The sequence below is a fragment of the Actinosynnema sp. NPDC059335 genome, from assembly GCF_042752395.1.
Lineage (GTDB): Bacteria > Actinomycetota > Actinomycetes > Mycobacteriales > Pseudonocardiaceae > Actinosynnema.
Genome location: NZ_JBHYXZ010000068.1, coordinates 14,941 through 25,575 on the forward strand (window position 1 = coordinate 14,941; position 10,635 = coordinate 25,575).

Consider the following 10,635-nt stretch of genomic DNA (forward strand, 5'->3'; position numbering starts at 1 on the left):
TGGCCAAACGCGCGCGGGGGGGACGCCCGCCGTTTGGCCCCGGCGGGCCCCCCGGGTGCCGGGGGGGCGCCCCCGGGCCCGGGGGGGCCGCGGGCCCCGCGGCGGTCGTCGGTCAGCTGGCGGTGCAGGTGAGCACCGGGGCGCCGGGCGCGCCGGTGGACGAGCCCAGGAACCCGAACGTGGTGCTGCCGCCGGCCGCCACGGAGCCGTTGTGGGCGGCGTTGCGCGCGGTGACGGTCGAGCCCTGGCTGGTCACCGTCGCGTTCCACGCCTGGGTGATCGTCACGCCGGCGGGGTTGGTCCACGACACGGTCCAGTTGCCGATCGGCGTGGCGCCCGCGGTGACCCGGACCTCGCCCTGGAACCCGCCCTGCCACTGGTTGACCACCGTGTACGTCGCCGAGCACCGTGCGCCGCCGGGCTGCGTGGTCGTGGTGGCCGTCGTCGTGGTGGTCGTGGTGCTGGTCGGCGTGGTGGTCGAGGTCGGCGTGGTGGAGCCGCCCCAGCCCTGCGTCGAGTCGAGCCACGCCGCGCGGCGCAGCATCCAGTCGCGCATGGCCTGCACCTGGCCCTGCCACGTGGGCGCGGTCGGGGTGCGGAAGAAGCCGACCGTCGGCGAGCCGAGGTTCGGCCAGCGCTGGAAGTTGCGCTGGGCGCCGTTGGTCAACGGCCGGGCCAGGTTGTCGATCCGGGTCTGCAACGCGGTGTCGGACAGCGGCCCGCGGCGCAGCGACTGCCAGCGCGCCTTCGCCTGGTTGACGAACGCCGGGTCGCGCAGGAGCTGGTTGAACCAGTCGTTGGCCACCGGCTGCCGGGTCTGGAGGTACTGCCAGCCCGCCGTCTGGTCGTTCTGGAAGAACCCGCCGACGCCGTAGGTGAGGTCGAAGTCCCACAGCGGGCCCGCGACGATCCTGCCGTCCCGGTCCTTGTGGAAGTGGGCGCTGCGCAGGTAGGCGTCCATGCCGCGGCTCAGCTCGTTGAGGATCATGTGGTCGATGAACGACGGCACGTCGATGTATTTCGCGTAGCCCGTGGTCGGGTCGGCGAAGTTCGGCGCGCGCAACACGTCGTGGAATTCCTGGACGTACCCGCGCAACCACTCCTTCTGCTGGGCGTTCAGCGGGTCCGGGTCGGCCACCTCCAGGTAGTTCCAGCAGGTGTTCGTCGGCCCGGTGCACGGCAGCGTCGGCTCCTCGGCGGCCATCCACTCGAACTTGAAGATGTACCCGCCGGAGATCGCGGGCAGGGTGGTGTCGTCCTCGTCCAGGCCCTTGAGGTCAAGCCGGTTCTTCGAGTTCTTGATCGTCTCGACGAGCATGTAGACGCCCATGTAGTCGCTCGCGCCCACCGGCGTGGTGTCCGTGTTGAGGTAGAACTCCACGAACCGGTACCGCGGGGCGTGCAGGCCCAGCTCGCGGCCGAGGTCGTAGGAGAACGCCTCGCGGATCAGCGACTTGTCCGGGAACGGGCCGCGCAGCACCCAGTCGGAGTCGGCGGGCATGCCGAGCACCGGGTAGTCGGCGTCGTCGTTGTCGTTGTCCCAGAACTCCAGCCGGTACGGCGTCTTCTCGAACGAGGCCGACGACTGGCCGCGCAGCCGGAAACCGGCCCGCGTGGCGACCGACGGCGTCGCGGCCAGCGACGTGGTGCCGCCCGCGCCCGGCTCGAAGATCATGGTCGCGCCGTCGAAGTACTCCCGCTGCGGCTTGCCCTTGCCGTAGGAGTCGATCACGACCAGCGGCAGGTCGTGCGCCGTGGTGCTGGCCTCGCGGGCCACGTACATGGCCGTGCCGGGCGCGCCGGACGCCGCCTGGTTGACGAACGCCTGCGCGCGGAGCTGCGTGGTGGTGGTGAACCGCAGCGGCGTGCCGGAGTAGAGGGTGGACTGGGCGGTGGGCAGTTGCCCGTTCGTGGTGTAGCGGATCTGCGCGCCGGCGATCGCCGTGCTCAGCGACACCGACACCTGGCCCTGGAACGTGCCGCTGGGCACGGAGAACGCGATGTCGCCGACGAGGTCGTCGGCCGCCGCCGCGGCGGCGACGGAGTCCGCGGTGGCGCCGGTCGTCGTGGCGGCCCCGGGTTCGGCGCCGGCCGAGAGCGGCACGAGCAGTCCGGCCAGCAGCACGGCGGCGACCGCGAGCCCGTGGGTGCGATGTGCTGCCGCGGCGCCGTTGCTGCGGGAGGTCAAACGCACGATGCCTCCTGTTCGGGTCGGTGGGAGAGGGTGGTGGCCGCGACCGCGGCCACCGGCGGCGGGGCGTCGCGGAAGTGGGGGGGGGGGGGGGGCGGGGCCCCCGGGGGGCGCGGCGCCCCCCGGGAGGCCCGCGCGGCCCCGGGGCGGGGGGGGGGAGAGAGCGCGCGGCGGCCCGCCCGCGGCGCAGGGTGCGCCGCCACGGCGCGTCCGGGAGGTCCAGCCGGAGCGCGGCCAGGCCGGTGGCGTACTTGGAGATGCGGACGGGACGCACCCCCCGCTGCCACAGCAGGCGGTCGACCGGGGTGGCGGCCGACGCGGACTTGGTCTCGACCACCGCGAGGCCGGACAGGTGCAGCGCGGAGTCGCCGTGCCGCCAGGACAGCGCGGTGTCCAGGGTGACCCGGCTCGCGGTCGCCGGCAGGAACAGGGTGGTGCGGCGGTAGTCGGTCACCAGCACCGGGTCGAGCGGTCCCGCCGCGCCGGCGCCGATCGACTCGCGGGCGAGCGCCTCGTCGACGAAGTCGCGGCCGGGGCGCACGGTTTCGCGGTCGTGCGGGTGGTACGGCAGCCGGTGCTTGGTGATGCTGCCCCGCGCCCCGCTGATCTTGACCTCCAGCCAGCACTGCGCGGAGTCCACATAGGTCCGGGTGCGGACCTTGAAGCGGCGACGCCTGCGGTAGGCCGCGGCGTGGTAGCTGACCAGGCGCGGGGTGTCGAAGTAGACCGACTCGTAGCGGAACGTCCGCGCGCCGTCGATCTCCAGCACCCTCGCGTGCGGCGCGATCTGCTCCAGCAGGCGCGGCAGCGCGTCGGCGGGCACCACGTACTTGCGGTCCACCCTGGTCTGGAGCGCGGCGCGTTCGACCAGTTCGGCCAGCCCCACCGGGTCGAGGCCCGCGAGCGCGGGCACGGGGGTCGTCGCGGTCATCGGCGGGCCCCGGTGGCGGCGGGCGCGCTCGGCGCGGAGGCGGGGACGCGGGCGTTCGCCGCGTACCGGACGTCGACGACCGTGGTCTCGTTCACCAGGTCCAGCCGCTGCACGGTGGCGCTGTGCACCCTGGCGTTGAGCAGCTGCTCCAGGTGCGCCACGAGCGTGACGTGGTCGGTGATCGCCGAGTCCAGCACCAGGACCTGGTGCCGGTAGGAGCGGAACAGCCGCCGGTGGTCGCCGAGGAACATCACCAGCACGATGAGCGCCATCAGGCCGCCGTTGAGCCACGGCGAGCCGGTGCTCAGCGCGCCGAGCAGGCCGAGGGCGAGCGCGGAGAAGTAGTACGCGACCTCGTGCTGGTCCAGTTCCGTGGAGCGCAGGCGGATGATCGACAGCACGCCGAACAACGCCATGCCCAGGCCGATGCCCGCGCCGGTGTTGCTGGTGCTCAGGGCGCTCGCCACGGCCAGCACGCCGATGTTCACCCCGAGGTAGGCGACCACCAGGTCGCGACGGCGGTGGCGCGGGAAGTACAGCCCGAAGACGAGCAGCACCACCGCGCAGATGTCGATCGCGAACAGGACGAGTCGTGGCATCTCGTTCGTTCCTCCTGAGCCGCAGGCCGAGGGTCGGCTGGGCACCGCCCGCTTCTTGGCGGGGGTCTGCAGGACGGTCGCCGAAACTTTCGCACTTTACGGTAAACTTTCGGGATCCCGCTCGAAACGATAGGGGGCGTCCGGGTGTCGCGTCAATGAACTGCCGGTGTACGGCGACGGTTCGGAAGGTGGACTGTTGCCTGGTAGAGCCCATTCGGCTGCGATCCTTGCCGCCTTTTGGCAGCCGGGCGGGTCAGTACGGACCGTAGTCTTCCCTTGTCGCCTCGTATCGAAAGTTTCGGACGTGCGGTGCCGGATGTGCGGCTACGGCGGTCTCAAGAACTGGACGGCCAGTGGGTGAGCAGGGTGTGGAGGGCGTCCAGCGCCCGCGCCCACGAGTCCCCGGTGTCGCGCGGGTGGTGGCGGAACCCGCCCGAGGCTTCCAGGGACGTGAAGCCGTGGAACGCGCTGTGCAGCAGGCGCACCGCGTCGGTCTCGTCCGGCTCGGGCAGGCGGTAGCCGCGCAGGATGGCCCGGGTCAGCTCGGAGTGCCGGTTCGCCCGGCTGTCGGCCGCGAGGGCGGGCGTCAGGTCGACCCGCATCGCCGCGTACCGGCCGGGGTGCTCCTTGGCGTAGTCCCGGTAGGCGTGGGCGAAGGCGACGAGCGCGTCCTTGCCCGCGCGCCCGGCCAGCGCCGAGGCCGCCCGGTCGGCCAGTTCGGACAACGCCAGCACGGCCACCCGCTCGCGCAGGTCCTGCGCGTTGCGGACGTGCGAGTACAGGCTCGCGTCCTTGACGCCGAACCGGCGCGCGAGCGCGGAGACGGTCAGGTTCTCGAACCCCACCTCGTCGGCCAACTCCGCCGCCGCCCGCACCAGCCGTTCGGCCGTCACGCCCGCGCGTGCCATGTCGCCCCCCCGCTGTCGGCCGGCTCCGCAGAAAAACCTAGGAGGTCTAGGCTAGCGCATAATGGTTTGGCCTTGGCGGCTTGCTGACGTAGCTTCGAGGGCATGGAACCCGTGACCGAGCGCGAGATCCGCGCGTCGTTCATCAACTGCTCGAAGGGCGAGGCCAAGCGGCTGGCCGTGCCGGGCGACCTGGCCGCGCGACCGTGGGAGGACCTGGACTTCCTCGGCTGGCGCGACCCCACCGCGCCGCAGCGCGCCTACCTCGTCGCCCCGTCCCCCGACGGCCTGGTGGGCGTCGCCCTGCGCATGGCGACGCCCCAGGCGGGCCAACCGCGGCGCACCATGTGCTCCGTGTGCCTGACCGCCCACCAGGGCGACGGCGTGTGCCTGATGACGGCGCGCAAGGCGGGGCGCAGCGGGCAGCAGGGCAACTCCGTGGGCCTGTACCTGTGCGCGGACCTGGCGTGCTCGCTGTACCTGCGGGGCAAGAAGGAGGCCGGGCCGGGCGCGCGGCTGCACGAGTCGCTCACGACGGAGGAGAAGGCCGAGCGGACCGCCGCCAAACTGGCCGGCTTCCTGGCCCGCGTGACGGGGTGAGCATTGCTCGGAAATAATTCCCGGCGTGCCGGAATACCCTGACGCCGGACCAATTCGCGTTAATATCGGCGCGGGCTGGTCCGGTGGTTCCGGGGGGCGCGCGTGGCGAGAACCAGGCGAATGGTGTGCTTGGCGAATTCCCGGAAGAATTCGGGTCGTTGTGTCGCGGGAATGGTGATCGGTCGGGGCGGCCCCGAATGGGTGCGGCCGGTCGGCGGCCGGCCGGGGCACGAGGTGTCGGCCGTGGAGCGCCGCTACGCCGACGGGGCCGAACCCGAGGTCCTGGACGTGATCGCGGTGCCCCTGATCCGGCGCCGGCCGTTCGGCGTCCACCGCGAGAACTGGCTGTTCGACCCCGCGGTCCGCTGGGAGCGCGTCGGTCGGATCGGGTGGGACGCGTTATGCCGCTTCGAGGAGCGACCGCGCGGCTTGTGGGTCGACGGCCACCACACGTCCGCCGGTGTCAACGACCGCGTTCCGGTCGAATTGCGCGACCGACTGCTAGACTCGCTGAGATTGATCCGAGTCCCCCGGGTGACGATCGAGGTGAGCCCCGCGCATCCCCGTGCGAGCACACGACTGCCGGTGGTCCGGGCGCGATTCCGCTACGCGGGTTCGACGTACGCGTTGAAGGTGACCGATCCGATGTGCGAAGAGAGGTTCCGCGCCGCGGGTCTCGGCAATCACCGCCTGGGTGAGTCGTTCCTGACGGTGAGCCTGGGCGAGGAGTTCCAGGGCAGCTTCTTCAAGCTGGTGGCGGCGATCGTGGAGCGCCCCGGCGCCGGGCGCGGTGGCCCGCGATGACGCCTCGCGCGGTGCTCACCATCGGGCACTCCGTGCACGACCTGCCCACCTTCGTGCGACTGCTCCGCCGGCACCGCGTCTCGGCCGTCGCCGACGTGCGCTCGGTCCCGCTCAGCCGGTTCACGCCGCAGTTCAACCGCGGCGCGATCGAGCGCGGCCTGCGGGACGCGGGGATCCGGTACGCCTTCCTCGGCAAGGAGCTCGGGGCGCGCACCGAGGACCCGGGCTGCTACGTCGACGGCCGGGTCCGGTACGAGCTGCTGGCGAAGACCCCGGAGTTCCTCGGCGGGATCGAGCGGCTGCTCAGGGGCGCGCGGACGGAGCGGATCGCGGTCATGTGCACGGAGGGCGAACCGCTGGACTGCCACCGCACGATCCTCGTCGCGCGGGTGCTCGACGAGCACGGCGTGCCGGTCGGCCACGTCCACGGCGACGGCCGGGTCGAGGGGCACGCCGACGCGATGACGCGGCTCATGGCCGGGTTCGGGCTGGCGGAGGACGACCTGTTCCGCACCAGGGCCGAGCGGCTGGAGGAGGCGCTGAGCCGGCAGGAGGCCCGGATCGCCTACGTCAACGACGACCTCCGCGAGGACGGGGCGGCCGAGGTGTGAACATCTTCACCATCGGGTTCACCAGGAAGTCCGCGGCGAGGTTCTTCGGCCTGCTGCGCGGTTCGGGCGCGCGCGCCCTGGTCGACGTGCGGTTGAACAACGTCTCGCAGCTGGCCGGGTTCGCGAAGCGGGACGACCTGGCGTTCTTCCTCTCCGAGCTGTGCGGCATGTCCTACGCGCACCGGCCCGACCTGGCGCCGACGCAGGACATGCTCGACGCGTACAAGAAGCAGGGCCTCGGCTGGGCGTCCTACGAGCACCGGTTCCTGGAGTTGATGCGCGACCGTCGCGTCCGGGACGTCCTCCCGCGCGAACTGGTCGACAACGCGGTCCTGCTGTGCAGCGAGGACCAGCCGCACCACTGCCACCGCCGGCTGGTCGCGGAGCACCTCGCCGAGCACTGGGGCGACGTGGCGGTCCACCACCTGACCTGAGACCGGGGCGTTCCGGTGAACCCGCGCCGTCCACAAGGGAACACCGCGGCGACGCGCTCCCGCCCCGGTTCGCCGAGGGAAAAAGGACGTGGGGCGCGGCGGTCGCGCGGGTAGGGTTGGGGTGTTCGGGGGCGCCGTGGCCTCTTCGTCGCGCCCATCTTTCCTCTGGGGGATCTACGCATGACTTCCGCAGGTGTGTCCGACGCCGTGACGTCGTCACCACCGCCCGCGCTCAGCCGCGCCGACCGCGCCGTCATCGGCGTGCTGCTCGTGGCGACCTTCGTGGTCATCCTCAACGAGACCATCATGGGCGTCGCGCTGCCCGTGCTGCTCACCGAGTTGGACGTCACGGCCGCGGTGGGGCAGTGGCTCACGGCCGGGTTCCTCCTGACCATGTCGGTGGTCATCCCGATCACCGGCTACCTGATCCAGCGGGTGCCCACGCGCGTGCTGTACGGCGTGGCGATGAGCCTGTTCAGCGCGGGCACCCTGATCGCGGCGCTCGCGCCCGGCTTCGCCGTGCTCCTCGCCGCGCGGGTCGTGCAGGCGTGCGGCACGGCGATCATGCTCCCGCTGCTCATGACGACCGTCATGACGCTCGTGCCGCCGGCCCGCCGCGGCGCGGTGATGGGCAACATCTCGATCGTCATCTCGGTCGCGCCCGCCATCGGGCCCACGGTCTCCGGCGTGGTCCTGGACCTGTTCAGCTGGCGGGCCATGTTCTGGGTCGTGCTGCCGATCTCGGTCACCGCGCTGGTGCTCGGCCTGCGCTGGGTGACGCGCATCGGCGAGTCGAGCAGCGCGCCGATCGACGTGCTGTCGGTGGTGCTGTCGGTGTTCGGGTTCGGCGGCCTGGTCTACGGCCTGTCGAGCATCGGGCACAGCGGCGGCGGGTCGTCGGCCGCGCTGTGGGGCTCGCTCGCGGTCGGCGTGCTGGGCATCGCGGCGTTCGTGCTGCGCCAGGTGTCTCTCCAGCGGCGGGAACGGGCGCTGCTGGACCTGCGCACGTTCGGCTTCCGCTCCTTCACCCTGGCCAGCGTCCTGATGATGGTGATGATGGGCCTGCTGCTGGGCGTCGTCACGATCCTGCCGATCTACACCCAGAACGTGCTCGGGCTCGACCCGCTGGCCACCGGCCTGCTGCTGCTCCCCGGCGGCCTGCTCATGGGCCTGCTGTCGCCGTTCGTCGGCCGGCTCTACGACCGGGTCGGCCCGCGCCTGCTGCTGATCGTGGGCACGATCGCGACCAGCGGTTCCCTGTGGGTGGCCACGACGTTCGACGCGTCCACGTCCGCGGTGCTCGTCCTGGTGTTCCACCTGGCGCTGAGCCTGGGCCTCGCGTTCTCGTTCACGCCGCTGTTCTCGTCCGGCCTGGGCGCGCTGCCCGCGCGGCTGTACTCCCACGGCAGCGCGATCTTCAGCACGACGCAGCAGCTGGCCGCCGCGGCCGGCGTGGCGCTGCTGGTCAGCGTGATGAGCGCGCGGGCCGCCGGGCTGGCCGCGTCCGGCGAGTCCGGGGTCGGCGCGGAGATGGGCGGCATGCACGCGGCGATCCTGCTGGCGGCGGTCCTGTCCCTGGTGGCGGTGGCCGGCGCGTTCCTCGTCCAGCGCGGCAAGGCCGAGGCGGGCCCCGAGGGCGCGGCGCACGTGTAGCGACCCCGCGCGGGGGCGGAAAACGTTTCGCCCCCGCGTTCCGGCCCGCAATTGTTCACCATTGTGAAACCGCAGGGCCGTGGCCGAAAAAGTTCGGCGACATTGCTTCCCCCGACCGGCTGCGTTAGCGTGCCCGGGATGCTCCCGCCCGCGTTTGCGCTGTTCAGAAGCGTGAACGCGGACCGCTTCCGCGTCACTTCGAGGGAGAAACAATGAGGTTCACGTCCCTTGCCGCCGGCACCGCATTGGTCGCCGCGGCGGCCGTCGCATTACCGGCGCCGGCGTCCGCCGCGACCGCGCGTCACGAAGCCGAATCCGCCGTGTGCGCCGGCGCCGTCGACGCCGACTGGTCCGGTTTCTCCGGCACGGGGTTCTGCAACGCGGACAACGCCGTGGGCGCGCACGTGCAGTTCACCGTCACCGCCGCCACGGCGGGCACGGCCACGGCCGTGGTCCGCTTCGCCCACGGCGGCACGGCCGCCCGACCCGCCGACCTGGTGGTCAACGGCGCCACTGCGGCGTCGGTGTCCTTCGAGCCGACCGGGGCCTGGTCGACGTGGGCGTCCAAGGCGCTCACCGTCGCGGTGCCCGCGGGCACGAGCACGATCCGGCTCAGCCCGACCACGTCGTCCGGCCTGCCGAACGTCGACTACCTCGACTTCACCGCGGCCGACGCGCCCGCGCCCGCCGCCGCGCTGTACGTCGCGCCCAACGGCGACGACAACAACCCCGGAACCCTCGCCGCGCCGCTGCCTACCATCCAGCGCGGCGTCGACCTGGCCCAACCCGGCACGACGATCCACGTCCGCGGCGGCACCTACGCGCCGGCCACGAACATCCAGCTCCTCAAGAACGGCACCGCGAGCCTGCCGATCACGCTGCGCAACTACAACAACGAGCGCGTCGTGATCGACGGTGAGAACATGCCGTACACGCCGGGAGCCGTCGGTTCCAGCATCCCGCGCGCCGAGCGCGGCGCGATCCACATCGAAGGCGACCACTGGCGGCTGATCGGCCTGGAGATCGTCCACGGCCCGTACGGCGTGTTCGGCCTCGACACCAACAACACCGTGTTCGAGCGGCTCGTCACCCGGGACAACTACGAGTCGGGCCTGCACCTGCAGGGCGCGTCCGCCGACAACCGGATCGTCAACCTCGACTCCTACGGCAACCGCGACCCGCGCAAGAACGGCGAGAGCGCCGACGGCCTGGCCATCAAGGAGGGCTCCGGCACGGGCAACGTCGTGCGCGGCGCGCGGCTGTGGCACAACTCCGACGACGGCCTGGACTACTGGATGTTCTCCTCGCCGATCCTCACCGAGAACAGCCTGGCCTGGGGCAACGGCTTCAACCGCTGGAACCTGCCCGACTTCACCGGCGACGGCAACGGGCTCAAGCTGGGCGGCAACTCCGTCGCCGCCGACCACACCGTGCGCAACACGATGACGTGGGACAACGCGGCGGGCGGTTTCGTGGACAACAACAACCCCGGCCGGCACCGGATCGAGCGCAGCACCGCGTGGGACAACCCGAAGACCGGCTTCCGGTTCGACCGCTCGGCCTCCGCCCTGACGAAGAACCTGGCGGCGGCCAACGGCACGAACGCCTCGCTGGGCTCGAACTCCTCCGGCAGCGGCAACTCGTGGGACCTCGGCGGCTCGTGGTCGTTCACGAGCACGGACCCGGCCACGATCACGGGGCCGCGCCGCGCCGACGGCTCGATCCCGTCCTCCCCCTTCCTGCGCCCCGCCAACGGCGCGGACGTGGGGGCGCGCTTCTGACACCTCGCCGTGGACACCTCGCCGGGGAAGCGGGGGGGGGGGGCGCCCCCCCCCCCCCCCCCGGGGGGGGGGGCCGCCCCCCCCCCCCCCCAGCGATAAAGATGTTTAGGTGTGGAGGATAATTGT

Annotated in this window: 9 protein-coding genes and 1 pseudogene; 6 read left to right on the forward strand and 4 right to left on the reverse strand. The window is 72.2% G+C overall.

The features are described from left to right. Nucleotides 1–112: 112 nt before the first annotated feature. From ACFXGA_RS21585 to ACFXGA_RS21600, 4 genes and pseudogenes are all read right to left on the reverse strand, one after another. Nucleotides 113–2,194: a CotH kinase family protein gene (locus ACFXGA_RS21585; RefSeq protein WP_378090555.1), complete on the reverse strand. Its 2,082-nt coding sequence runs from the start codon at nt 2,192–2,194 to the stop codon at nt 113–115. 235 nt (nt 2,195–2,429) lie between these two features. Beyond that, nucleotides 2,430–3,122: pseudogene (locus ACFXGA_RS21590) on the reverse strand (polyphosphate polymerase domain-containing protein); the annotation flags it as partial. Beyond that, the gene (locus ACFXGA_RS21595) at nt 3,119–3,721 is read right to left on the reverse strand and encodes a DUF4956 domain-containing protein (protein WP_378090557.1); all 603 of its coding nucleotides are present in this window, start codon (nt 3,719–3,721) and stop codon (nt 3,119–3,121) included. The gene ACFXGA_RS21595 and the pseudogene ACFXGA_RS21590, both read right to left, overlap by 4 nt. Nucleotides 3,722–4,056: 335 nt before the next feature. After that, nucleotides 4,057–4,629 (reverse strand): TetR/AcrR family transcriptional regulator, encoded by a 573-nt coding sequence (locus tag ACFXGA_RS21600; RefSeq protein ID WP_378090559.1) that lies wholly within the window; start codon nt 4,627–4,629, stop codon nt 4,057–4,059. 102 nt (nt 4,630–4,731) lie between these two features. Between ACFXGA_RS21600 and ACFXGA_RS21605 the strand changes: the two genes are divergently transcribed. From ACFXGA_RS21605 to ACFXGA_RS21630, 6 genes are all read left to right on the forward strand, one after another. Then, complete coding sequence (locus tag ACFXGA_RS21605) at nt 4,732–5,226, forward strand: FBP domain-containing protein (RefSeq protein WP_378090561.1); 495 nt, start codon at nt 4,732–4,734, stop codon at nt 5,224–5,226. A 120-nt stretch (nt 5,227–5,346) separates the two neighbouring features. Then, a complete protein-coding gene (locus ACFXGA_RS21610) occupies nt 5,347–6,030 on the forward strand; it encodes a hypothetical protein (RefSeq protein ID WP_378090563.1) in 684 nt (227 codons plus the stop codon). Further along, nucleotides 6,027–6,641, forward strand: a complete 615-nt coding sequence (locus ACFXGA_RS21615) for a DUF488 family protein (RefSeq protein WP_378090565.1) — start codon at nt 6,027–6,029, stop codon at nt 6,639–6,641. Before ACFXGA_RS21610 ends, ACFXGA_RS21615 begins: the two co-directional genes overlap by 4 nt. Continuing rightward, entirely contained in the window at nt 6,638–7,075 is a 438-nt protein-coding gene (locus ACFXGA_RS21620; RefSeq protein WP_378090567.1) for a DUF488 family protein, read from the forward strand. Before ACFXGA_RS21615 ends, ACFXGA_RS21620 begins: the two co-directional genes overlap by 4 nt. A gap of 180 nt (nt 7,076–7,255) precedes the next feature. Then, nucleotides 7,256–8,728 carry a DHA2 family efflux MFS transporter permease subunit gene (locus ACFXGA_RS21625; RefSeq protein ID WP_378090570.1) on the forward strand — a complete coding sequence of 491 codons (1,473 nt, stop codon included), beginning with the start codon at nt 7,256–7,258 and terminating at the stop codon, nt 8,726–8,728. A gap of 212 nt (nt 8,729–8,940) precedes the next feature. After that, nucleotides 8,941–10,509, forward strand: a complete 1,569-nt coding sequence (locus ACFXGA_RS21630) for a carbohydrate-binding protein (RefSeq protein WP_378090573.1) — start codon at nt 8,941–8,943, stop codon at nt 10,507–10,509. The last annotated feature ends 126 nt before the right edge of the window (nt 10,510–10,635 follow it).